At 32.1% G+C, this 25,824-nt stretch carries 24 protein-coding genes; 3 read left to right on the top strand and 21 right to left on the bottom strand.

Features of this window, described 5'->3' with window-relative positions:
• Positions 1 to 41 precede the first annotated feature (41 nt).
• The 13 genes from M3P09_RS01920 to uvrC all read right to left on the bottom strand — a co-directional run bounded on the left by M3P09_RS01920 (position 42) and on the right by uvrC (position 17,907).
• Complete coding sequence (locus tag M3P09_RS01920; protein ID WP_249971817.1) at positions 42 to 479, bottom strand: hypothetical protein; 438 nt, start codon at positions 477 to 479, stop codon at positions 42 to 44.
• A 99-nt stretch (positions 480 to 578) separates the two neighbouring features.
• Positions 579 to 1,928, bottom strand: a complete 1,350-nt coding sequence (locus M3P09_RS01915; protein ID WP_249971816.1) for an endonuclease — start codon at positions 1,926 to 1,928, stop codon at positions 579 to 581.
• A gap of 82 nt (positions 1,929 to 2,010) precedes the next feature.
• Positions 2,011 to 3,156, bottom strand: coding sequence for a hypothetical protein (locus tag M3P09_RS01910; RefSeq protein WP_099564898.1), 1,146 nt, complete (start codon positions 3,154 to 3,156; stop codon positions 2,011 to 2,013).
• Between the two features lie 12 nt (positions 3,157 to 3,168).
• Positions 3,169 to 5,721, bottom strand: a complete 2,553-nt coding sequence (locus tag M3P09_RS01905; RefSeq protein ID WP_099564899.1) for a TonB-dependent receptor — start codon at positions 5,719 to 5,721, stop codon at positions 3,169 to 3,171.
• Between the two features lie 178 nt (positions 5,722 to 5,899).
• A complete protein-coding gene (gene pgi / locus M3P09_RS01900; RefSeq protein ID WP_249971815.1) occupies positions 5,900 to 7,513 on the bottom strand; it encodes a glucose-6-phosphate isomerase in 1,614 nt (537 codons plus the stop codon).
• A gap of 1 nt (position 7,514) precedes the next feature.
• Positions 7,515 to 8,840, bottom strand: coding sequence for a M23 family metallopeptidase (locus M3P09_RS01895; RefSeq protein ID WP_233192475.1), 1,326 nt, complete (start codon positions 8,838 to 8,840; stop codon positions 7,515 to 7,517).
• Positions 8,798 to 9,715: a tryptophan 2,3-dioxygenase family protein gene (locus M3P09_RS01890; protein WP_099564902.1), complete on the bottom strand. Its 918-nt coding sequence runs from the start codon at positions 9,713 to 9,715 to the stop codon at positions 8,798 to 8,800. Before M3P09_RS01890 ends, M3P09_RS01895 begins: the two co-directional genes overlap by 43 nt.
• Positions 9,716 to 9,722: 7 nt before the next feature.
• A complete protein-coding gene (locus M3P09_RS01885; protein ID WP_199099694.1) occupies positions 9,723 to 10,508 on the bottom strand; it encodes a DUF3108 domain-containing protein in 786 nt (261 codons plus the stop codon).
• A 226-nt stretch (positions 10,509 to 10,734) separates the two neighbouring features.
• Positions 10,735 to 11,895, bottom strand: a complete 1,161-nt coding sequence (hppD, locus tag M3P09_RS01880; RefSeq protein ID WP_099564903.1) for a 4-hydroxyphenylpyruvate dioxygenase — start codon at positions 11,893 to 11,895, stop codon at positions 10,735 to 10,737.
• A 147-nt stretch (positions 11,896 to 12,042) separates the two neighbouring features.
• Positions 12,043 to 13,200 (bottom strand): homogentisate 1,2-dioxygenase, encoded by a 1,158-nt coding sequence (locus M3P09_RS01875; protein WP_249971814.1) that lies wholly within the window; start codon positions 13,198 to 13,200, stop codon positions 12,043 to 12,045.
• Between the two features lie 200 nt (positions 13,201 to 13,400).
• Positions 13,401 to 15,638, bottom strand: coding sequence for a patatin-like phospholipase family protein (locus tag M3P09_RS01870; protein ID WP_249971813.1), 2,238 nt, complete (start codon positions 15,636 to 15,638; stop codon positions 13,401 to 13,403).
• Positions 15,639 to 15,650: 12 nt separating this feature from the next.
• Positions 15,651 to 16,124, bottom strand: coding sequence for a hypothetical protein (locus M3P09_RS01865; RefSeq protein WP_249971812.1), 474 nt, complete (start codon positions 16,122 to 16,124; stop codon positions 15,651 to 15,653).
• Complete coding sequence (gene uvrC, locus M3P09_RS01860) at positions 16,111 to 17,907, bottom strand: excinuclease ABC subunit UvrC (protein ID WP_249971811.1); 1,797 nt, start codon at positions 17,905 to 17,907, stop codon at positions 16,111 to 16,113. Before uvrC ends, M3P09_RS01865 begins: the two co-directional genes overlap by 14 nt.
• Positions 17,908 to 17,996: 89 nt before the next feature.
• On the opposite strand from uvrC, the gene rimK reads away from it, so the two are divergent.
• From rimK to M3P09_RS01845, 3 genes are read left to right on the top strand one after another with little or no spacing between them, the layout of a single operon-like run.
• Complete coding sequence (gene rimK / locus M3P09_RS01855; protein ID WP_099564908.1) at positions 17,997 to 18,872, top strand: 30S ribosomal protein S6--L-glutamate ligase; 876 nt, start codon at positions 17,997 to 17,999, stop codon at positions 18,870 to 18,872.
• The gene (locus M3P09_RS01850; protein ID WP_249971810.1) at positions 18,873 to 19,847 is read left to right on the top strand and encodes a succinylglutamate desuccinylase/aspartoacylase family protein; all 975 of its coding nucleotides are present in this window, start codon (positions 18,873 to 18,875) and stop codon (positions 19,845 to 19,847) included.
• 2 nt (positions 19,848 to 19,849) lie between these two features.
• Entirely contained in the window at positions 19,850 to 20,413 is a 564-nt protein-coding gene (locus tag M3P09_RS01845) for a 5-formyltetrahydrofolate cyclo-ligase (RefSeq protein ID WP_249971809.1), read from the top strand.
• Here the strand turns inward: M3P09_RS01845 and M3P09_RS01840 are convergent.
• From M3P09_RS01840 to M3P09_RS01805, 8 genes are all read right to left on the bottom strand, one after another.
• Complete coding sequence (locus tag M3P09_RS01840; protein ID WP_099564911.1) at positions 20,410 to 20,931, bottom strand: O-acetyl-ADP-ribose deacetylase; 522 nt, start codon at positions 20,929 to 20,931, stop codon at positions 20,410 to 20,412. The two genes, M3P09_RS01845 and M3P09_RS01840, sit on opposite strands and share 4 nt — an antisense overlap.
• Before the next feature lie 2 nt (positions 20,932 to 20,933).
• The gene (locus tag M3P09_RS01835; RefSeq protein ID WP_099564912.1) at positions 20,934 to 21,410 is read right to left on the bottom strand and encodes a macro domain-containing protein; all 477 of its coding nucleotides are present in this window, start codon (positions 21,408 to 21,410) and stop codon (positions 20,934 to 20,936) included.
• Between the two features lies 1 nt (position 21,411).
• Entirely contained in the window at positions 21,412 to 21,957 is a 546-nt protein-coding gene (ybiA, locus tag M3P09_RS01830) for a riboflavin biosynthesis intermediates N-glycosidase (RefSeq protein ID WP_249971808.1), read from the bottom strand.
• Position 21,958: 1 nt separating this feature from the next.
• Positions 21,959 to 22,882, bottom strand: coding sequence for an NAD(+)/NADH kinase (locus M3P09_RS01825; protein ID WP_249971807.1), 924 nt, complete (start codon positions 22,880 to 22,882; stop codon positions 21,959 to 21,961).
• A gap of 5 nt (positions 22,883 to 22,887) precedes the next feature.
• The gene (locus tag M3P09_RS01820; protein ID WP_249971806.1) at positions 22,888 to 23,868 is read right to left on the bottom strand and encodes an SPFH domain-containing protein; all 981 of its coding nucleotides are present in this window, start codon (positions 23,866 to 23,868) and stop codon (positions 22,888 to 22,890) included.
• Positions 23,869 to 24,026: 158 nt separating this feature from the next.
• Positions 24,027 to 24,704 carry an NUDIX hydrolase gene (locus tag M3P09_RS01815; protein ID WP_099564916.1) on the bottom strand — a complete coding sequence of 226 codons (678 nt, stop codon included), beginning with the start codon at positions 24,702 to 24,704 and terminating at the stop codon, positions 24,027 to 24,029.
• Between the two features lie 35 nt (positions 24,705 to 24,739).
• The gene (locus tag M3P09_RS01810) at positions 24,740 to 25,378 is read right to left on the bottom strand and encodes a lipoprotein signal peptidase (protein ID WP_249971805.1); all 639 of its coding nucleotides are present in this window, start codon (positions 25,376 to 25,378) and stop codon (positions 24,740 to 24,742) included.
• A 64-nt stretch (positions 25,379 to 25,442) separates the two neighbouring features.
• Complete coding sequence (locus M3P09_RS01805; RefSeq protein ID WP_099564918.1) at positions 25,443 to 25,823, bottom strand: TraR/DksA family transcriptional regulator; 381 nt, start codon at positions 25,821 to 25,823, stop codon at positions 25,443 to 25,445.
• Between the last annotated feature and the right edge of the window lies 1 nt (position 25,824).

Raw genomic sequence — 25,824 nt, 5'->3', positions numbered from 1 at the left:
TTAAAACAAAAAGTACGATAAAAATCATCGTACTTTTTGTTTTAATTCATCCAAGTGCTCCACGGAATTCTTGATAAGAATAGAACCAAAGCAATAGTGTAAAAAACAGCTATTGTTTTTAGTTTTAAAGCAGATGTTAGTTTCTTTTTATGTTTTGAATACCCAATGGTGATTAATGCGACTGCTATAATATTTACAAAAGGATGCTCGACAAGATATAATCGGGCTATAGAGTTGCTCATAACTTTTCCTCCTAATTCACTCCACAACTCAAATCTTGGAGACACAAAATATAATATCAGTCCAATTAATAATTGAATGTGTGATACAATCAAGGTAAAAAGTGATATTCTAAAATCCTTAGCAGTATATTCTTTATCGCCAAATGTTTTAAATAATGCATTACCTACCGCAATGATTAAAACTAATAAAACAAGATATGCCCAATATGAGTGTAGATTTAATATAGTATTATACATAATTTATATTTTGAAAATTTGATTGTAACAAATGTAATAATAAATGCTATAAAAAAACCGCTTCATTTGAAGCGGTTTTTATGTTACTCTTTTAAAGTTTTAATTCCATTTGTTTTCAGCATCGCTGCCTCCCCAAATTAGCGTAGCTAAATACGGGTTATCTATAAATGGGTTTCTATTTCCTTGGGCTGCATAAATAACATTATTTCTTTGCTCTTCAAACTCCGATACAGGATCAGCTATATTCCATGCTATAAACAAATCTAAGCCGCCTACTCTTTCAAAAGTTTCACCATATCTAATATTCAAATACATAATCATTCTGGCAATATCTCCTCTCCAATCATCTCCTGGAAACCATTCTTCACCTACCAAAGTATATGTACCACTTCCATCTACAAAAGGATAGTTAAGTCTATTACTATTTACTGAAGCATCACATGATCTTAAATGGTGTAAGTCTGTAACTGCATCATCTGAACTTAATAATGACTGCGGATATACATGCTCTGTATTAAAAGTTTGTGGAGAATATGAATTCGTTCCAGAAGTATATTCTTCCCAATATCTGCTTTCTCCAGAGTACATTAAGATAACATTATCTGTATTATTTAAATCTGCATCTGCATTATATAAGTATTGGTGACGCTGACCATAAGGTAAAATAGTTGTATGATTTGATTTTGTATGACTTTCCATTTGAGAAAACATAAAATCTGAATCTTCGGCGAAAACAACGCCATTATAATAATCAACTAACTCAGAAGGGATATTAAATGCTAAAGGCTTAATAACAGTAACCGTAACCGTAGCTGTTGAACATGAGTTATCTGGACTATCATCATCACAAATAGTATAAGTAAATGTGTCTTGGCCTAAAAACCCATTTTGTGGTGTATACGACACCGTTTTATCATTATTTAAAACTACCGTTCCTTGGGTACCTGTATCATCAATTGAACTTAAAATTGTATCATCAATTGTATCATCATTTTCTAAAAGTTTAGCAAATACTGTTGTAGTGTTTTCTATAGCACTATAAGCATCCGCAGTTGCTACAGGATTACCTTCATCAATTACAGTAATTGTAACTGTTGCGGTAGAACAATTTGCTGGGTCGTCGTCGTCACAAAGTGTATATGTAAAAGTATCTTCTCCTACAAATGCTTCTTTAGGTGTATATAAATAATGTGTTCTTTCGTCAGAAACAGTACCTCCTTGGCTAGTAGTTGCATCAAATGAAGTAACTTTTGCATTATCAACCACAGTATCATTATCTAGTAAGTCACTTAATGAGAGTTCTGTATCTTCAGGAGTTGTAGCATTATCATTAACTGCAATTGGTTTTCCATCTTCAACAGGACCTTGTGTTGGCGGGGGTGCATCATCGCCACCAGAACTGCAACTACAAATAATTATTGCACTAAGTATTAAAAAGGCTTTTTTCATAAGAATCTAAAATTTATTGAATTTTGAGGAAAAAAAACCACCTCAGCGCGAGGTGGTTTTTTTTGATGTTTTTGGTATTATCTTATTGATAAACCCATTCGCCACCAGTTTTAATAACGCTTTTTGTTTCGTTACCTGTTGAACCAGTGTATACAACAAAAGTTAAAACGTATTTTTGTCCTTCTTCTGCGCTTGGATCTCTTTCATCTAAAAGAGCATTAAATGCTTCTAGTAGCATTGAATCACTCCAGTAGTTATCACTACTTTCTCTTCTATCAAAACTTCCAAAGAATCCAACATTATCTGCTGGTCCTTCATAAATTGAAATAAAAGCATCAGAGATGAAAGCAACATCATCAGCAGTAAAAGTATATTTAATTGTATTATCTGGAACCCAAGTGGTACCATCGTGTCCAAATTGGATTGTAGAACTTATTACATCGTTATACTCAGACCAATTTACGCCATCAAAAATAAAATATTTAACATAGCTATAAGTAGTTCTATCTGTCGTGCTACCATCTCCATCAATATCATCCACATCTGTTGTGTATAATTTGTACATAGTTGCTACGATATCTCCTGCTTCTCTTGGATCGTACTTAAATTTATCTTTTAAGAAAACCGGTATCTTTACTATTGCCTCATCTTCGCTAGAAAAATTAGAGAAACCTTCTCCCATTTCTTCATATTCGTCATCAGTAAATCCTAAAATAGTCTCCCAAGCATCATTAATATATAAAAAACCATTGTTTAAAGTATTTACGCTACCATCATAATATTTATAAGTTAACGATACTAATGCTCGGCTAGCTGGATCTGGGTATTTCCACTCTAAAAATTCTTGAATATCTCCATCGCTATCAAAGTTTCCAAATGTATGTCCTAAATCATCATAATCTTGAGAAGATACTGTATATCTAATTAAGCTTTTTTCTTCTCTTTTTGGGGCATATAAATCAAAAGTTACGTTAGCTGATGAACCTAATCCCCAAACTGGAAATTTACTAGATAGTAACCCAGGAATTAAGCTTTTTGCTTCATCTTCTGAATTAAAATTCCCAAAAGATTTTTCCAATTCATCATAATCTTCATCAGTAAGTGTATACTCTACATCTCCTGCTATTACGTCTTCTTGTGCATCTAAAGCGTTATAGATGTCTTCATTAGGGTTACAGCTAGTAATAGCCAATCCTAATATTACTAAACAATAAATTATTTTTTTCATTTTCAAAGTTTTTTAAAAATTAAGTTTTGCTCCAACACTAAATGTTCTTCCGTAACCAAACCAAACTAAAGCCGTGTCATCAGTAGAGCCTGCTCCATCTTGTGCATCTGAAATGTATTCTGTATCAAATACATTATTCATTCTACCTGTTAAAGTAGCATCAAAAGGTCCAAATTTAAAATTATGATTAAGTGCTAAATCAAATAAACCATAATCTGGCATTTTCCATGCATCTGGTGCACCTTGAGTTCCTCGATCACTAGGGTCGTAATCAGCATAAATATCGGCATAATAATTATAATCTACAACTAGCCTAGTATCTGAAGATAATTTATAATTAGCTCCTAACGCAAATGCTGTTTGAGCAGCATCAGATACATGCAAATCTTTAATGAATAGATTAACTGTATCAACAATATTTTGCTCTTCATCAAGTATACTAACATTAGTTACATCACTATCCCATCTCCAGTCACCTAAAGATGCCATACCTGTAAAGCTTATTTTTTCTGAAGCTCTATAAACAAAATCAATCTCTATACCTTGATGAATAGCATTAACTCCTAATATATTAGCTGTAGCTCTTGTTCCATCTGGTTGTTGAAAAGTAGCAGTTTCTGTTCTATCATTCCAAGTCGTTCTATATAAATTCACATTTGCTGATAATTTATCTCCTCGGAAACCATAACCTAGTTCGTAACTTGTGATTTTTTGATTTTCTGCATCTGCATTAATATTATCATTTGAGAAATTTAAGAATACTGAATCAAAATCTGCAGCTTTTTCAAAGTAACCTAAGTTAGCAAATACATTATGATTTTCGTCAATTCTGTAGTTTGCACCAGCTTTAGCACTAAAACCAAAGAAATTATACTTGTCTGTTTCTTGTAAAGGATCTGAGTCTAAATAGTTAAAATAATCAATTCTTTGGTAAGATGTATTTGAAGCTGCTAAAGCAATAAATGTGTTGAATTTCTCATTAACATCATACTCTAATTGACCAAAGAATCCTAACCAACCAACTTTCCCATCGTTATTGTAGTTTATTTTATCACCTACTTTAGCTGGGTTGTTTGGGTTGTTTTCGTTATTATCGTCTAAGAAATATTGACCTCCTAATAAATTAGTTACTTCTTGAAAGTGAATCCCTTTGTATGATCTAAAATCTACACCAGTTAGTAATACTAAATCATCAGATAAATCTGTTTTTAAAGTAGATAATAATCCATACCAATTATGGTCATTACGAGATGCTCTTAATATAGTTTCTGATCCATTTGCTCCTAATGCTGCATTTTCGTCAGAAATTTTATCAAAATCTAAAGGTCCAAAAAGTCCAGTTCTATAATCGCTACTTCCATCAGCATTAATTGTAAATTTATTAACACCTCTGGTACCTCCACCTCCACCAGATCCGAAGGATACGTATGCTGATGATATGATAGACGTTTTTTCACTTAATGTCCAATAGTGGTTTAAAGAAATTTGAGGTTTATTGTAAAAGTTATCTTCTTGGTGAGTTACTTGTCCATTGTAATAACCCCAATCTGCATTAAACTTTCTACCTCTGTCACTATTTTTATAAGTTTCTATAAGCTGTCTATTTTGTCTTTGACCATGACGTTGTTTAGAACCAAAGGCTGAAAAAGATAATTTATGATTTTCGTTTATTTCTTTTGATAGATTAACAAAATAAGAAACACCATTAAACTCCGTTCCATCAACATAGCCATTACCTTCTGTTGTTGCTGCTGAAACAGTAGCTGCAAAACCATTTTCTAGCAATCCTGTCGAATATGTTATGCCGAATTTTTCATATCCATCATTTGCAATTGTAGTAGATATATTTCCTCCAGCTTCAACATCAGTAGTCTTTGTTATGATATTTATTGTACCCCCAATAGATGGTACTGCCAATTTAGATGCTCCTAAACCTCTCTGAACCTGCATAGTACTTGTAACATCACCTAATCCAGCCCAGTTAGACCAGAATACACGACCATTTTCCATATCATTAACAGGAATACCGTTAATCATTACAGCAACGTTTTCAGAATCAAATCCTCTAAGGTTAATTCTACCGTCTCCGTAACCACCACCAGCTTTAGTTGCATATACTCCTGGAGTAGATTTTAATATCTCTGGAAACTCTTGTGTTCCTAGCTTAAGTTCAATATCAGCAGATTTAATTGTAGATACCGCAACTGGCGTTTTTCTATCAACTGCAACCGATGCAATAATTTGAACTTCCTCTAAGCCAACTTGACTAGATTCTAGTGCTATACTTTCTAAAGTAGCATCTCCTGAAAACGAAATTGTTTTAGAAGTGTATCCAATAAAAGTAATTACTAACTCTCCTGAAGATTCTTGTGTTTTAATTGTAAAATTTCCATCGAAATCGGAAGTAACACCATTAGTAGTGCCTTTTTCGATAATATTTGCTCCAGGTAGAGGAATATTACTTCCTGCTTCTATTACTGTACCAGTTATTGTACTTTGAGCAATTAATACTGTAGAGAATAATAACGCTACAGTTAACATTATAAAATGCGTAGTTTTTTTCATAATTAATTATTTGAAATTAGTCCCTGCAAAAATAAGCATAATATTAGTTTAAATATTATGCATGCATAAAATAAATGTTAACAAACAAAAAAATTATAATTCGTCAAATGTTAATAACATTAACATTTGAGTTTTTTCTTAAATATTGATTAATTAGCTTAAAATAAGATAGTTATGTTTATTTTTTGTAGTGCTTTAACAAATTATTAGTAGATGAATCATGATTGTTAACATTACTAATGTTAAATTCTTGTAAAATCTTGTTTGCCAATTGCTTTCCAAGCTCTACTCCAAACTGATCATAACTAAAGATATTCCAAATAACACCTTGTACGAATATTTTGTGCTCGTACATAGCTATTAACTTTCCTAAGCTTTCTGGTGTAAGTTTATTAATAAAAATAGTATTCGTTGGTTTATTCCCTTTGAATACTTTAAAAGGAACAATTGATTCGTCAGCTCCTTCTAAAACAACTTCGTCTTTTGTTTTACCATTTAAGAGCGCCTCTGTTTGGGCTAAAAAATTTGAAGTTAACTTGTCTTGATGATCTTTATTTCCATGTAGTGATTTTACAAACCCTATAAAATCTGCTGGAATTAGTTTCGTACCTTGATGTATTAACTGAAAAAATGCATGTTGCGAATTGGTTCCTGGCTCACCCCAAATTAATGTTCCTGTTTCGTAATCTATAGGGTTTCCATTTCTATCAACACTTTTCCCATTACTTTCCATAATGCCTTGTTGCAAATAGGTTGCAAATTGATTTAAGTATTGTGAATACCCAATAACAGCTTCACTTTCAGCCTTAAAAAAATTATTATACCAAACACTTATTAGTGCTAAAACTACCGGAATATTGGATTTAAAATCTTCACTCTTAAAATGTTCATCCATTTTATTTGCTCCAGTTAAAAGGCTATCAAAATTATTATACCCTACTGCTAAACTTATAGATAAACCTACTGCACTCCACAACGAAAAACGACCACCAACCCAATCCCACATAGGAAATATGTTGTTTACATCTATTCCAAATTTCTTAACACTATCTATGTTTGTTGATACAGCCACAAAATGTTTTGCAATAGCACCCTCTGTTGCTGATTGTAAAAACCAATTTTTAATTGTATTGGCGTTAGATAATGTTTCTTGTGTTGTAAATGTTTTTGAAACCACTACAAAAAGTGTTGTTTCTGGATTTAATTTTTTAATTACTTCATTAACATGATCGCCATCTACATTGCTTACAAAATGCGTAGTTAAATGATTTTTATAATACTGAAGCGATTCAACTACCATAGCTGGTCCTAAATCTGAACCACCAATACCAATATTTACTACATCAGTAAATGGTTTTCCTGTAAACCCTTTTCTATCTCCATTTACTATCTCGTTAGTAAAACTTTGAATTTTTTGCTTTACTTGATGTACTTCTGGCACAACATTAACACCATCAACATAAAATTTAGCATCCTTTGGTGCACGCAATGCGGTATGCAAAACTGCTCGTCCTTCGGTTTTATTTATTTTTTCTCCAGAAAATTGACTTTGGATAGCTTCCTTTAAATTAACCTCATCAGCTAATTCAAGTAAATACCTAAACGTTTCTTCAGTGATTCTATTTTTTGAAAAGTCAACATAGAAATCATCCCATTTAATTGTGAATTTATTTGCTCGCTCACTGTCTTGAGCAAACAAATCTTTCATATGTATATTATTAATTTTATTAAAATGCTCTTGTAGTTTTTCCCAAGAATTTGTTGTTGTTGGGTTTATATTTGGTAGTGGCATGTTATGAATTTGCTTGAGTAATTATAGTTTGTTCTGGTTGTTCGTTTTCAAGAACTTCTGGTTCGAACAAAATATTATCTAATTGATATTTAATTGGTTTAATAAAATCTAAATATTTAAATTTTAATGAATCTGAAATTGGTTTTGCTTCAGGAAGTTTTTGTTTGAAAGGATCAACCTGCCTTCCGTTTTTCCAAAAACGGTAACATACATGTGGTCCACCTGTATTACCAGTCATTCCTACCCAACCTATTACATCTCCTTGTTTAACAAAATCTCCAACTTTTGCTTTTCTTTTTTTCATATGAAGATATTGGGTTTCGTATGTAGCATTATGCCTTATTTTAACATAATTACCATTACCTCCTCTTCTTCTAGATTCTGTAACAGTTCCGTTTGCTGTTGCTCTAATAGGTGTACCTATTGGAGCAGCAAAATCAGTACCTTTATGAGGTCGTACTTTATAACCATAAACCGCTATTCTACGACGCAAATTATATCTTGAAGAGATTCTGCTAAATTTAACAGGGGCTTTTAAGAATGCGCGACGTAAATTTTTAGCTTCTTCACTAAAATAGTCTACTATACCTTTGTCTTCATCTGTTTCAAATTCAAAAGCGTAAAAAGGCTCTTTATTATGTTCAAAATATGCTGCTTTAACTTTGTGTATTCCTGCATAGATACTATCATCAATATATTTATCAAAGTAAATAACTTTAAATCGATCTCCTTTTTGCAAACGTCTAAAATCTATAGTCCATGCATAAATTTCATCAGCTAATTTATTGGTTAATACTGCGCTGACACCTTTTTTATCAAGGGTTTCAGAAATACTGCTTGTAATAACCCCAGTTACTGATTTCTCAACATAAGTAATGGGTTTTTTACTTTTGAAAGCATGAATGGAATCTTTAAAATTAATAACCACATACTCCTCTTTTGTAGGTTGATAAATAAAGCTTTCTGGCAATTCTAATGAATCTTTAGAAAATAAAAGCGTATATGGTTTACCTTGTTGAAAAAATCTAGCAATATTGTAGGTTTCCTTAGTTTTTTCAGCAATATGGAATATTTTAGGATAACCTATTTTATTTTGTTCTAAAATTTGCCCAAAACTCTCTCCCGCTTTTACTGTATCCCTTTTTACAATATAGTCGCTCAATTTAAACCCAAATTCGAAAACCTCTTGTGGTTTTTCTACTACAGCAATTTCTTCTTCTAAAATTGGTGGGGCTGGTTTATCTTTTTTGCAAGCAATAACCATTATTGCTAAAACTAACAGAATTAAATATTTGTTCCCCATTCTTGTATTTCTTTTTCTGTCCATAAATCTGGAAAAAATATTCTTTTTTGATATTTAGGAAGCATGTATTTTTGCCAATCACTTCCTCCGGTAGCTTCTCCGTCGCCATCTTTCCCTAAAATATAATGTGTGGCAGCATTATAGTGAGCCATGACCCATTTTATATTTACAGTATAATCAAAATGACGCATTGCCTTAACCAAGTCTTCATCTTTTTGATCAGCCTTAGGTAACTCTTTAAATCTTGACCATAAATTTTTAGTGTTATATACTTTCATAAAAGTAATAAACTCTTCCTTATAACGGTTTTCAAAATTTGTAAGAAGAATTGATTTTTTACCTGTCTTATAGTCTTTTCCTGCAGCTTGCCAATATAAATGCTCGAATGCATGCTCAAAAGGTGTATTTCTATCTATATTATCTCTAAACCTAACATCAATTAAGTTAATAAGTTCTGTTGAAGCGAACTCGATTAATCTGTATTGAGCACTTTGAAATCCGCTAGCTGGGGTAAGTGTATGCCTAAACTTATTATACTGCTCAACATCCATTCCTTCCCTCATAATATTAAAAGAGGTTGTGAGCATATCAAAATAACGACTTACACGCATTATTTTATCCTCAAAAAAAGCAGCGTTCAGATTATCGCATTCAGCGACCTGCTTGATTTCCCAAAGAATCATTTTAAAAATGAGTTCATTAATTTGATGGTATCCAATAAATACCATCTCATCTGGCAATGTCGTTCTTTGTATTTGTAAATTCAACAAGGCATCTGTATGAATATAATCCCAATAGGTAATGGGCTTACTATGAAGTAGCCCTTCTAAATGAACATCTAAATCCTGATTTATTGCCTTGTATTTTTCTTTAAGTTGGTTGGTTATTTTTGTACTCAAAATTTCTTTAATTTTCTACAACTATTCTGAAAGGGTGTTTTAATCCTTTATAAGCTTCAAGGTCTGCTCTTAAGGAGCCTACAGCCAAATCTGCTTTAATACGCAAAGGTACTTTATTTTTGTCTTTTGACACCCAAAGCGTTAAGCTTTCTTCTTCTTTAAAAACACGGCCTGCCAACACATATGGCCTAAATATTAAAGCTTCAACTTTTTGCCCATTTTCCATTTTAATAATTTCTTCTCCTAGGTATTGTAGTTTAAATCCATAATTTTCTTCATCAAAAAACATATCAACTTTAAACTCATCTCCAACTTTTAACTTAGTTATATCAATGCTATTACGTAAATAATAATATGTTGACACCATATCCTGAATATTAGGCTTAGTATCTATAGTCTTTTTGGTTTTATGCTTCTTATTATTAACATGAGCTTTATTGTTTTCTTGGTCAAACTCTATTTCAATATCTTTTTTATGCCCACCTTCATCTATATTTCTAACAAACTTGTAGGGCATAATCGTTTTTTTGTCAAAATAGCTTTCGTATCTATCCTTAACTTTAAAAAACCATTTTATCATACCTGTAGTCCAGCCTTTGCCAACTACATGGAAAACTTCTTTGTTATTTAATTTTGCATCTTTAACAGTAAGTGTAGCGTTTCCTGCTTTTAAAAAGCCACTATAACTCATTTTGAATTTAAACCATTCTCCATCGCCAAATGCAGGTTCTTGCTGAGAAAAAGAAGCTTGCATTACGCCTAATGTTATTAATATAAGTAGTAATTTATTCATGCTTTATTGGGTAATTGATAATGTAACTCTTTGGGCTAACATTTATTGTTGTATGCAAGAAATTACAATTACTGTTCCAAAAATATAAAAAATCTTTATACAGCCCCTTTATTATAAGAAGTTCTTAACGTTTATTTGTTACAGAAAAACAAAAAACTCCATCAAAAAAATGATGGAGTTTTTAAAATGTTTTAAATTCCTGTCTTTAATGGAATATAAATTTCTACTAGAGTGTTCCTCTATTGGCTTGTTCTCTTTCAATAGACTCAAAAAGCGCTTTAAAGTTTCCAGCTCCAAAACCTCTTGCTCCCATACGTTGTATAATTTCAAAGAATAGCGTTGGTCTGTCTTCCACAGGTTTTGTAAATATTTGAAGTAAATACCCTTCTTCATCAGCATCAATCATAATACCTAAGCTTTTTAAAGTTTCTATATCTTCACGTAATTCATGGCTATATTCATCTAACCTACCTGGAACAGCTTTATAATATTCTTCAGGTGGTGTAGATAAAAACTCAATTCCTCTAGCTCTTAATTGAGATACGGTGTTTATAATATCATCTGTAGCTACAGCTATGTGTTGTACTCCAGGGCCTTCATAAAAATCTAAATACTCTTCTATTTGAGATTTCTTTTTACCTTCTGCTGGTTCATTTATTGGAAATTTTATGCGTCCGTTACCGTTACTCATTACTTTACTCATTAACGCTGAATATTCAGTGTGAATTTGTGTATCATCAAACGATAAAAAGTTTTCGAAGCCCATAACGTCTTCATACCATTTTACCCATTGATTCATTTCTCCCCATCCTACATTACCTACCATATGGTCTATAAACTTTAGACCTACTGGTGTTGGGTTATAGTCTGAATTCCAAGTTTTATAGCCTGGTAAAAATACACCACTATAGTTTTTGCGTTCTACAAAAATATGAACCGTTTCCCCATAAGTGTGTATTCCAGCTCTAACAACTTCTCCATGCTCGTCTTTTTCCACTTGAGGTTCCATAAACGATTTTGCTCCTCGACTGGTTGTTTCTTGATATGCTTTTGTCGCATCTTCTACCCAAAGCGCCACTACTTTAACACCATCGCCGTGTTTTACTAAATGCTCATTTATTGGCGAGCTACTATTTAATGGTGTTGTTAACACTAAACGTATTTTATCTTGTTTTAAAACATAACTAGCACGGTCTTTAACACCAGTTTCTAAACCTGCATAGGCTAATGATTGAAACCCAAATGCTGTTTTATAAAAATGTGCTGCTTGTTTTGCATTACCTACATAAAACTCTATGTAATCTGTTCCTAAAAGCGGTAAAAAGTCTTGTGCGCCTTCAAATATTTTTTCTAAACCGTAGTTTACTGATTTTATTTCTTTACTCATTTTCTTAAAATTTATTTGTTGATGAGTTTAATTTTTTATTTATAAGTTTAAAACTTAACTCTTGTTTTTTAGCCCTGATTGAAACGACATCCTTTTGCTTTTTTGCAAAAGATATAGTGAAAAGCAGGAAATAGCTTCTAACAAAAATTATTCTAGCCAAGATTTATGATAACTATCATCGGCTATTTTCATAGCTTCTTCAGTAACCATTAAAGGCTTAAAAGTATCAACCATAACAGCCAATTCGTCGGTTTTAGTTTTTCCAATACTACGTTCTGCTGCTCCTGGGTGTGGCCCGTGTGGAATACCTGCTGGATGCAGAGAAATATGACCTGCATCTACATCGTTTCTACTCATAAAATCACCATCTACATAATACAACACTTCATCACTATCAATATTACTATGATTATATGGTGCTGGAATAGATTGCGGATGATAATCATACAACCTAGGTACAAAACTACATACTACAAAAGCATCGGTTTCAAAGGTTTGGTGTACTGGTGGCGGTTGATGAATACGACCAGTTATAGGCTCAAAATCGTGAATTGAAAAAGCATACGGATAGTTATACCCATCATAACCAATTACATCGAATGGGTGAGATGCATAAACCATTTCTATAATATCATCTTGCTTTTTTACTTTAATTAGAAATTCTCCTGATTCGTTATAGGTTTCTAATTCTTGAGGTTGGCGAATATCTCGTTCGCAAAATGGTGAATGCTCTAATAGTTGCCCAAACCAATTTCGGTAACGTTTTGGGGTGTAAATTGGGCGGCGAGATTCTACTATAAAAAGTCTGTTATCTTCGGTATCAAAATCTATTTTATAAATAATTCCTCTTGGAACTAAAAGATAATCTCCGTACTTAAAATCAAGATTTCCTAACATGGTACGTAACTTCCCCGTTCCTTTATGAATAAAAATAAGCTCGTCGGCGTCCGTATTTTTATAGAAATAATTCTCTGTTGACTGTTTAGGCGCTGCCAATATTATAGCACAATCGCTGTTTATTAATACTGTTTTTCGGCTTTCTAAAAAATCGTTTTCAGGTTTTACTTGAAACCCTTTTAAACGGTATGATTTTAGATTGTTTTTTAATGCAATTTTAGGTGCAACACTGTATTGCTTTTTTATTTCTTTTACTTGTGTTGGACGCTGTTCGTGATAACTATTTGTTGACATCCCATCAAACCCAATGGTGCCAAACAATTGCTCGTAATACAAGCTCCCGTCTGGTTTTCTAAATTGAATATGACGTTTATGCGGAATATTTCCTAATTTATGATAAAAAGGCATTTTCTTTAAAATTAAAAAGTTAATAATTAAAAGCTAGAAGCGCAATGCTTTAAACTTTAAAAAGTTACATAAAGATACAATAATGCCAGCTCACTCAGGATTTCTCTTGATGAGATAGTGTAGAAATGATAATAAGTCTTTCCAAAAAGGTTTCATATCGTTACAAATATCGTTAAAATTAACGACTTTTAAAAACGTGCTTAAAACCAAAAACCTACATTAAAAAACCAAACACTTTGTTTTTGTTCTGGCGAATAACTAAACTTGCCTTGAATTGGTCCAATGAAAGTGTCAATGGCATAACCCAAAGCATATCCACGATAATCAGGAAGCGTAAACCACTCACCGCTTTCAAAAATGTCATCATCTACATTGGCCCAATTTGCTTCAGCAGTAATATGATGGTTTTTAAATACTTCGTAATCTGCACTAAAAGATGCTTTAACATAACTATTCCCAACAAGGGATATAAAATCGTACCCTAAAAATGGAATGAAGTTGTTTATTAAATTATTACCATATCCTCCAAGTGCAAAATCTAAAGCTTGTGTAGATTTATCGCCTAATTTGAACCCTCCACTTACTTTTAAATTAAAGGCAAGATTATCAGAAAGACTAAACGCATACCCTAAATCTGCTTTAGCTATAGAAAAGTCTTCAAAATCTGTATTAAAGCTTGACGATAATAAATACATATGTATATCACCATTAAAATACACTCCTCGTTTTGGGAAATACTTATTATCATAAGTATCTAACTTTAAATTTCCAAAAACACTAAAATAGTCTGTGTTTTCAAATACAGATTCGTTGTTGTTTGTGGTTATCGTTTCAGATTTTACCTCAAGTCGTTTATGTTCTGCTCCAACACTAAATGCAAAGTCTTTTTTAAACAACGTTTGCAAATAAAACTGGTTGGTTTGATCATGAAGTTCAACATCAATTTTGTTTAATCCGGTCATTATGATTTGATCATCATCAAAAAACAATTCTGCATTAATGTTTTTATGAAACTGATTTAATCTTGACCTAATACCAATACTCCAATAAAAACCTTTATCAATTAAATACTCAAAATTGTAGCGTACATTATCTCCAAAAACCAAATCTAATGATGCTATATCGTTATCAAAAAGAAACCTCTTTTTTGTTACATTAACTAGTGCTGCACTTTTGTATAAGCCATCATAATGCAATCCTAATTTTAAAAATGTAGTAATACCTGTTTCCTTAACAGTAGCCTCCAAATCATAACCATCACTATATTGAGATTTGTTAAACTTATATTGAAACGAATCAAAGTTATTGGTTGCTACTAAATTGTTAACGCCTTTGTAAAAATCTTTAAAATCAATATTTTCATTCAATTTCAATCTAAGTTTCCCTAAAACATAGGCACGGGTGTATTTCTTATTTCCGCTTAGGTTAACCGAATTAATTCTAATGGAATCTTGAGTATGTAAATTTATTTTAAACTTAGGCTTGTCCTTATCATATTTAGATAAATCTTTTAAAGCATAAGCTTTTAATTTTGCTGCTGTTTCTCCTCGCTTTATAATCTTTTCGCCTTCGCTAAAAGACACTACCGTAAAATCTGTAATATCTGGCTTTATATAAATGTCGGTTTTTTTAGACTTTAGTTTCATATCCTTAATCGTCCTAAAGTTGTTGATTTGCAGCAAAACTTCAGGTGCAGAGGTCAATTCTTCTCTATTGGCTAACCCATCTTGAACGTCAACACCAATAATAATGTCCATCCCTTTTGCTTTGAGTTCATCAATAGGATAATTATTTGCAACCCCTCCATCAATTAGTATTTGGCCATTTATTTCAACGGGTTGAAATAACGACGGAAAAGCTCCGCTTGCCATTACAGATTGTGTTAAATTGCCTTTATCTAGCATCACCGCTTTGCCAGTTTCTATATTAGTACCAATACAAAAAAAAGGAATGGGTAACTTACTAAAATCTTCAATATCGCTAACGTGTAATGTTAATTTAGATAGTAAACTATAAGTGTTTTGCCCTCTTGAAAGTGCCGATGGTAATTTAATTTTTAGTTTATCAAAAGGCAATGTTAAAGCATATTTTTCAGAGTTATTGCGTTCATAAAATGCTTTAGACGATCGCGGTAAATCATCACTTATAATTTTATCGAAATCTACTTTTTTAAAGATGGAATCTAATTGATTTCCTGTGTAACCTGATGCGTATAACGACCCTATAATAGCACCCATACTTGTGCCAGCAATATAATCGACCTTAACACCTAAGCTATCAATAATTTTAAGTACACCAATATGTGCAAGTCCTTTTGCGCCTCCACCACTTAACACTAAACCAACTTTTACATCGTGTTTTTTTGTGTCCTCATTTTGCGCTTTCGCGGAAAGTGAAGCAATTAAGAATAGGGCTAATATGATTGTTGTTTTTTTCAAGTTATTGTTTTTTTAATGATCAAAACCAAAGCTTTGCCAATTTTTACTATCCGAATAGTATCTTTCTATTTCAAAAAACCCTCTTGAATGCTCAAGTGTATAACTTTCTCCTTCTTCTATTAAATTATATTCAATACCCATAGATATATCAAATTCCTCAGGAAAATATCCAGTTTGAGATTTTGTTTTTTCAATCTCAGAAATAATTCTTTCACTTCTTAACTTTTGTATTTTATCAACTGTAAATACCGAAATAATTTGAGATAAAATGAAAATCGGTATTATAGAAAATACAAAAAAAGCTTTCTTATTATTAAAACTTTTTTTCAAAAGACTAATAACTAGATAAATTGCACTAATTACAAATAAAACTCCTAAAGGAATCAAAAGAAAAAACATTTCAATTATTACAAAATAAGAAATGAATGGAAATAAAAATCCTAGCAAAATAACAATCGATAATAATACTATTTTATTCCTTCCCATGATAATAATTATAAACCTTTTCAGCCCTAGAAACACCAACTACAGCCTCTAATTCATCCAACTTTGCATTGGCAACTCGTTTAGCCGATTTAAAATGTTTTAACAACTCTACCACCGTTTTTTCTCCAATACCTGGTATGGTTTCAAGCTCTGTATTTAACGCTGTTTTACTACGTTTATTTCGGTGATGCTCTATCCCAAAACGATGCGCTTCATTACGCAGTTGTTGAATAATTTTTAGGGTCTCGCTTTTTTTATCTAAATATAAGGGAATTGGATCATTTGGATAGAACAATTCTTCTAAACGTTTTGCAATTCCAATAATTGCAATTTTTCCTCTTAATTTTAATGCATCTAAACTTTTTAAAGCTGATGATAACTGCCCCTTCCCGCCATCAATAATAATAAGATGTGGTAATTGCTGCTTTTCATCTAACAATCTTTTGTATCTGCGGTAAACCACCTCTTCCATCGATGCAAAATCATCTGGTCCTTCAACTGTTTTTATATTAAAATGGCGATAGTCTTTTTTACTAGGCTTTCCGTTTTTAAATACCACACATGCCGCCACTGGGTGAGTGCCCTGTATGTTACTATTATCGAAACATTCAATATGTCGTGGTTCTTCTGATAAACGTAAATCTGCTTTCATTTGTGCCATAATACGATTTACATGTCTATCAGGATCTACAATTTTATCCTGTTTAAAACGCTCCATTCTAAAATACTTTGCGTTACGAAGCGATAAATCTAAAATATGCTTTTTATCTCCTAATTTTGGGATGGTTACTTTAACACCTTCTCCTAAATCGACTTTAAATGGCACATAAACTTCTTTTGATTTTGAATGGAAACGTTGACGTATTTCAGTTATAGCCAATTGCAACAATTGCAAATCGGTTTCGTCTAGCTTCTTTTTTATCTCTAAAGTATGTGATCGAATAATAGAACCATATGACAATTGTAAAAAATTAACGTAACCATAACTTTCGTCACTCATTATAGAAAACACATCTACATTGCTAATTTTAGGGTTTACAATAGTAGATTTTGCTTGGTAGTTTTCTAAAACCTCAATTTTTTCTTTCATTTTTTGAGCATCTTCAAATTGCATTGCGTCTGCAAAACCACGCATCTGCGTTTTAAATTGTGCTAAAGAGTCTTTAAAATTTCCTTTTAAAATCTCACGAATGGCTTTTATATTTTCATTGTATTCAGCTTCTGTTTCTAAACCTTCGCAAGCCCCTTTGCAATTCCCTAAATGGTATTCTAAGCATACTTTATATTTTCCTGCTTGTATTTTTTCTTCGGATAAATGATAATTACAAGTTCTTAAATTATACAAACCTTTTATTAAATCTAACAACGTATGTACTGTTTTTACGCTAGTGTAAGGTCCAAAATATTCGCCTCCATCTTTAAAAACACGTCGTGTAGAAAACACTCTTGGAAAACGCTCCTTTTTTATGCAAATCCACGGGTACGATTTGTCATCTTTCAACAATACATTATAACGCGGTTTATGTTTTTTAATTAGGTTGTTTTCAAGTAACAAAGCATCCGTTTCAGTCTCAACAACTATATGTTTTATTCTTGCAATTTTTTTAACTAATACACGCGTTTTTCCATTTTCGTGTGTTTTAGTAAAATAGGAACTTACCCTTTTCTTTAAGTTTTTTGCTTTTCCTACATAAATAATCGTGTCATCAGCATCAAAATACTGATACACCCCTGGCTCATTTGGTAAGGTTTTTAATTGTATTTCTAAGGTAGGTTTACTCATTATATCAAAGGTATACTAATTAACGAAATACTAAAAATTAGATATGCTTTTTTAGTATATTGCAACTATTATACTCATTATAAAAGTAAGTGAACATAGTTATTCTTTCTCGTAATGAAAATCTTTATTCTACTAGCAGGCTTGTAGAAGAAGGTGAAAAGCGCGGTCATATGATAGAGGTTATAGACCCTCTAAAATGCGACCTTATTATTGAAAAAGAAAAACCTTCTATATACTATCAAGATCGTTATTTAGATTATGTTGATGCTATTATACCCCGAATTGGTGCATCTGTAACCTTTTTTGGTTGTGCAGTGGTTAGGCAGTTTGAAATGATGAATGTTTTTACAACTGTAACTTCTGATGCTATTATTCGATCAAGAGACAAATTAAGGAGTTTTCAAAGACTTTCTAAAGCACGAATTGGTATGCCTAAAACGGTGTTTACTAATTATTCTCGCGATGTGGAAGAGGTGATTTCGCATGTTGGAGGTACTCCAGTAATTATTAAACTTCTTGAAGGCACACAAGGCTTAGGTGTTGTTTTAGCTGAAACAAAAAATGCGGCCGAATCTGTTTTAGAAGCTTTTAACGGATTGCAAGCAAGGGCTTTAGTACAAGAATATATAGCTGAAGCTAAAGGAGCCGATTTACGTGCATTGGTAGTTGATGGACATGTAGTTGGTGCTATGAAACGACAAGGGAAAGAAGGCGAATTTCGTTCAAATTTACACCGAGGTGGTTCTGCTGAAATCGTAAAACTTAATGAAGATGAATTACGTGTTGCTATGAATGCTTCTCGCGCTTTAAAACTTCCTGTTTGTGGTGTAGACATGTTGCAATCGGCACGTGGACCTTTATTACTCGAAGTAAATTCTACCCCTGGACTAGAAGGTATTGAAAGTGCTACAGGAAGAAATATTGCCAAAGCTATAATTACTTTTATTGAACGTAACCGAAAATAAATGCTCAATAAAGAAAACGATACATTAATAATTTTAGGAGAACACATTGAACCTGGAGAAAGCAAAGAAGTGAATTTTGATGTCGCCAACTTGCATACCTCAACACCTGTAAATGTTCCTGTAATTATTGAACGCTCTAAAAAGCCAGGACCAACAGTTTTATTCACTGCAAGTATACATGGTGATGAAGTAAATGGTGTTGAAATTGTAAGGCAACTTATTGCTAAAGGCATTAACAAACCTAAATGTGGCACTATTATTTGTATACCAGTTATCAATATTTTTGGCTTTATTAACTTAAAGCGTGAATTTCCTGATGGTCGTGATTTAAACCGTGTATTTCCTGGTAGTCCAAATGGATCTCTAGCAAGTAGAGTGGCTTACAAACTTATAAAAGAAGTTGTACCACATGCCGATTTAATTATCGATTTTCATACTGGTGGCTCAGGACGATTTAATGCACCTCAACTTAGGTATTCTAAAGAAAATAAAGATCTTGATGATTTAGCAAAAGTATTTGGTGCTCCTTTTGTTTTATATTCTAAAAACTTATCAAAATCTTTTAGAACAACTTGTAATAAATTAAATAAGCCGTTGCTTCTTTTTGAAGGCGGAAAGTCATTTCATATTGATGATGCTGTAACAAACTCTGGCGTTAATGGCTCAAAGCGAATATTAAAACACTTAGGCATGTTAAAAACTGTTTTTAAATCTTCAAAGCCTAAAAAAGAATGTATTTTTATTGATGAAAGCAAATGGCTTCGTGCAAAATATTCTGGCATGTTTAAAGCCTCTGTATCCATTGGCACTCAAGTTAAAAAAGAAGATATTATTGGTAATATAACCGACCCCTATGGTAAATTTAATTACTTTGTCAGAGCTTCAAACTCAGGGTATATTATTAATATAAACGAATTGCCAATAGTATACCAGGGTGATGCGCTTTTTCATATTACTACTAAACTAAAGCGCTAGGAGTGACTAAATCTGAATTACGTAAAAAATACAAATCTCTTCGCAAGAATTTGACCTTAAATCAAATAGACGATTTAAGCATTGCTATTGCAAACCAAACCTTAAAACTACCCATTTGGGAACATTCCTTTTATCATATTTTTTTATCTATTGAAGAGCATAAAGAGATTAACACTGATTATATTTTAAATATTCTAGCTGGAAAGGATAAAAACATAGTGATTTCTAAAAGTGATTTTAAAACAACTACTTTAATTAATTTCCTTTTAACTGATAGTACGGTTATAAAAAAGAATCATTGGAATATCCCCGAACCTGTTGATGGAATAGAAATTGACAACAAAAAATTAGATGTCGTTTTCGTGCCTCTTTTAGCGTTTGACAAACAAGGTAACCGTGTTGGTTATGGTAAGGGTTTTTATGATAATTTTTTAGCTAATTGTAAACCCGAAACGATAAAAATTGGATTGTCTTTTTTTGATGTTGAGGATGAGATTGAAGGTGTTTATGAAAGTGATGTTAGATTGGATTTTTGTGTGACGGCTGATGAGGTTTATGGTTTTTAATTATGTTTATTGTTTAATATTTTATAATACAATTCGTAATTTTCTTTATCAAAACAAACAAAAATAACTTCTTCAACTATTTCTTGGGCTTTATATTCTTTGATAGTATTTATAGCAATTTGAGCTGCTAAATCTTTTGGGAATTTATAAATCCCTGTGCTTATATTAGGAAATGCTACAGTCTTAACGTTATTTTCCATAGCCAGAAGCATTGTATTATTATAACATTCACTTAAAAGTATTTCTTTTTCCTTTCCCCCTTGATTCCAAACAGGACCAACGGTATGAATTACATATCTAGCGTCCAAATTTCCAGCGGTTGTAATGACTGCTTCTCCAACATTACATTTTCCTTGCTTGTTTCTAATATCTTTACAAGCTTTCAAAATTTCTGAACCTCCTTTTCTATGAATTGCCCCATCAACTCCAGAACCACCTAATAATGAAGAGTTAGCTGCATTAACTATAGCATCAGCTTTTATTGTTGTAATATCAGATTGTATAACTCTTATTTCCATTTTTATCCAAAATCATAAACATAAACCTCTATATCATTATTAGATAAGGTTTCAAGTATTAAAGGCTCTATTTCTTCCCATTTTCCGCCTGCTAATCCGCATCCAATTCTTGGCATATGAATACTAGCATTTATTTTGCTTGCTTCAATTGCAATCTTACTCAAGCAAGATTTAACAGCTTCATATCTAATTGGGGCTATATTGTTAACTCGCTTCAAACCTTGCTGAGCAATCATATTACCTACAAAAATATCTTCCGATACTTGAATAACTTGAGTCGCGCCTAAAGCAAAATCATTATCAGCCTTATTTTTATACCACAGTCTATATGCCTTTTCAGGTTCAGACCACTTCTTAGATATAGCAAGGACAAATCCTTTGCCCCAACCGCCCAAATCATTACAGATATGGACAATTATTTTATTACCTTCAATTTGTGGAGCAGTTGCGTCTCCTTTTAAATAATTTATATTTTTCATTTTATATTAATTCTTCTCTAACTTCCATTAAAGCAAACCCTAAAAGATTTTCTCCTCTCCACATAATTGGGTTTTCAGCTTTTTCATTATTCTGACTCATTCCAATTCCCCATATTCTATCTCTTGGACTTGCTTCAACCAAAACTCGATTCTTTGTATTGAGCAAAAATTCTTTTAGTTCAGGGTGTTGAGAAAATTTATGAATGTTTCCCTGTTTTACAATTTCATATTTATACTGATTCCATTTCTCTGGAGTAAATCCAATTACTTTTCTTCCCCACTGTTTTGCCTCCATTGGTGAATTTGATTTTATAATTTCTTCTAATATTTGATTATCATTGAATAATCTTGCCTTTTCTGCCATCATCCAATGTTCAGCAGTTTTATAAACTATATCATTTACTTTAAAAGGCGCAACCCACCATTGACTAAAACAACTTTTACCTATACTTCCGTCTTTATTAGGTGTATGCCCCCAAAAGAAAAGATATTTTATTCTCTTCTTCTGTTTAAAACCCCTAATTAATTGTTCTCTATTATATTTCATATTATACTATCAAATTAGCTTTTTCATCTGCAATGCCTATTTCAACATGACTTCCAGAATTGAAATTTAAAAAATCAGATTCAATACCATCACTAAAAATAACGCCTTTAGTTGGCATATTAGATTCAATTTTTAAAGTTTGTTTTTTAGTTATAAATCCAAAACCAATATCCGTTTGAGTGACCTTGCTTAAAAAAGGTTCTCTAACTACAAACACCAATTTTTCATCTTCCCAACGAATTAATGATTGTTGCCTTCTTTCTTTATTTGTTTGATGCCTATTAATATTATTTGCCATATTATAAATAGAGCTTAACCAACCTGTAGACCCTGCTCCAGTTGAAACTATAATTCCGCTAGATGATTGTCTTTCCTTTTTGCCTTTAAATTCAATATCATATCTTGAAGATACATGAGAATCTGCTCCAATATAAAAATCGTTAAAGGCTAATAAGGTCTGACCATCGTTTAATTGTGCCTTAGCCATAGTTACCTGTTTTGTTTTAAAATCGCCTTTAACAACATTTTTAATAACTAAACCTAGATCATTTGGAGTATGCTTTAGTAAAACTCCATCATAGCGTTCTGAATCTGGATTTACACCTATAAGCGGTAATCCGTTGATATACTTAGCTGTATTTGCAACTAATCCATCTTGCCCTATAACCACTATTAAATCTTTCTCTGTGAAAATATAGGTTGGTAAAAACGAACGGTTAATTACCTTATACTTCAAGTGTTTTGAAATCGTCTTCTGAATTTCAGAAAGTGATTTATAAAAAGTGTCATTTTCAAGTTCATAATACCCGAAATCACCTTCAGACCTCTCTATGTAAAACTTGGCTTGAGCTTTTGAGTTAAATCTTTCGATTAATTGCTCAAGCCTTGTCTTGTCTCTTATTATGATTACTCGTTCGAATTCCATTTTACTTATGATTTACTTCTAACAATAGAATCTAATAATTCAGGAGAAATGTTTAGATTACCTATTTTATCAGCGTTTTCAGCAAGCTCTCTAAAAGCTAAAGCAATATTGTTACTAGGGTCATTCCCTGTATTACTGATAGCCATTAACGTTTTCCAATCTAACTCTTTATATGGTTTTAAATTCGCATTTAAAACATACTCTTTTACATCAGCTTCTTTCTTCTCGTTAGTCACTTGAATATCTATTAGTTCTTTTTTCTGTTCCTCAAGAGAGATATTAGAAGTCATTTCCATTTCTTTTAACTGCTGTTCATTTTGCTGCTTAACAACATCTGTTTCCATTTTCTTTTCTACAATTTGCTTTTGCTTCTCTTCTACAGCTATTTCAGTATTCAATTCACTTTCCTTAATCATGCGCTCTTGTTCTACAGCAAAGTTTCTTCGCTCATAAATAGCCTGATCTGCTTCTTTCTGTAATGACTCTCTCATTTGAGCTTCTAAAGCCCTAGCCATTTCTGGATTAGGAGTAACACCTAGTACGTTTACACTTAAAATTTCTAATCCAAGCATTTGTACAGTTTTTGATTTCTGAACATTATTGAATATTTCGGTTTCAATATCCTCTAACTTTCTTAGAGCTTCCTTCAAACTTAAGCGTTGAATAATTGATGCACTTGCAGTTTGAGCCTCATTAATTATACGTTGTTGAATTTTTTCGTAATCATTTTTTAGGTATTGTTTTTTCTTATTAACAGTAAAATCTAATGTTTCTGCTAATTGCTTTGGGTTTTCAATCTTATAAGTCACTTGCCCTTGTAATGTAACTTCCTGATAATCCTTTGTTGTTTCATTAAATACAAATTGAAAATCGTTACTCTGTACTGGGATAGAAACAATAGATGAGTTTGGTGAAAAATAGAAGAATGATAATCCTCTTCCTTCTTTTTTAATTTTCCCTCCTTTATAATGAATCACGTAGTTCATTGAGTCGAATTTGATATAATTTATTCCTAACATAACTTTGAGTTTTAAATTATTAATTTGCGTAATTATAACACAAATGTAAACAGGAATATCAAACCTACCAAATATATTTTGCGTTAATTTTACACAAACATCATATGTACCTGATAGACAATAAGTTAAATTTCAAAAATTATTCCTTCCTTTTTAAGTTGGAAGTAGCGTTTTTGATTAAATTGGAATAAATTGGCTGGTCTACCTGACCCTTTAGATACTTTTTCATTGAGTTCATCAAGTACATTGAGACCTATTATTTTCTTTCTAAAATTGCGTCTATCAATTCCCCTACCTAATAGGGTAGAGTATAACTTTTCTAAATCTGAAAAAGGAAATTTTTTGTCAAGCAATTCGAAGCCTAATGGCTCGTAAGTGATTTTTCCCTGCAATCTCTTAATTGCTATTTCTAGTATTTCTTTGTGGTCGAACGAGAGTTGTGGTAGTTCGTTTATATTAAACCATGCCACTTCTGCTGCATCTGTTGACGCGAATATTTTAAACGTATTTGGTCTTACCAATCCAAAATAGGCAATGGAAACTACTCTTCCTCTAGGGTCTCTAGAGGGTTCGCCAAAGGTATATAATTGTTCAAGATAATTAATCTTAACACCTGTCTCTTCTTGTAGTTCTCTTTCAACTGCTTCCTCTAAAGATTCATCATTTAAAACGAATCCACCGGGAATAGCCCATTTATTTTTAAACGGCTCATATTTTCGTTTAATTAGCAGGACTGAAATATTACCCTCCTCATAACCAAATACAACGGCGTCAACTGTTAGTTTAATTGATTGCTTACTCATATGCGTAGTTTATACGCAAAAATACAGAATTATCTTCAAATATCTGACTCAATCTTATTCTTCGCAAAAGCCTTTCTATTAAACACAATAAGCATAATAAAACCGGTGCTTATTGCCATATCGGCAATGTTAAATACAGGGTTAAAAAAGGTAAAGTATTCGCCTCCTTTAAAAGGTATCCATTCTGGCAAATAACCTTCCCACAAAGGAAAGTAAAGCATATCAACTACCTTACCGTGAAGTAAGGTATCATAACCTCCTAATTCTGGTAAAAATGTAGCAACTTGACCATGACTATCATTAAACAAAACACCATAAAAAACCGAATCGATAATATTACCTAAAGCTCCAGCAAAAATTAATGCAATGGCTAATATTAAAACTTTAGGGCTTTGCTTTTTAGCTGCATCGTATAACCAATACCCAATTCCAAAAATGGCAATAATTCTAAATAAAGTTAAAACCACTTTAGCTGTTCTATCGTCTATAAACGATACAAAATCACTAATTTTTGTACCCCACGCCATGCCATCGTTTTCAATAAAAAATATTTTAAACCATGTAAAAACTTCAATACTCTCTTGAAGCGCAAAATGTGTTTTTATATAAACCTTACTTATCTGATCGATTAGTAAAATTATAACTATAAGGTAAATGGATTTTTTTAGTGACATAAAATTTTAAACAAAAAACGTCTCGACATAAAAGTGAGACGTTTCATTTATAATATAATGCTGGCTACTGCATGTTTTTAGCTTCAATACTTAATGTTGCGTGTGGTACTAATTTTAAACGTTCTTTGTTAATTAGTTTTTTGGTTACACGACAAATGCCATAGGTCTTGTTTTCAATTCTTATTAAAGCATTCTTTAAATCGCGAATAAATTTTTCTTGACGAATAGCTAATTGCGAATTTGACTCTTTACTCATTACCGCACTACCTTCATCAAAAGCCTTAAAAGTTGGCGATGTATCTTCTGTACCATTATTATGGTCATTCATATACGCACTTTTAATAAGCTCTAAATCGTGTTGCGCTTTTTCTATTTTTTCTGCTATTAGCGCTTTAAATTCAGCTAAATCTTTATCTGAATATCTTACGTTGGCATCTAAACTCATA

This window comes from Jejuia spongiicola (assembly GCF_023502325.1).
Lineage (GTDB): Bacteria > Bacteroidota > Bacteroidia > Flavobacteriales > Flavobacteriaceae > Wocania_A > Wocania_A spongiicola.
This window is presented reverse-complemented; position numbering and strand designations above follow the sequence as displayed.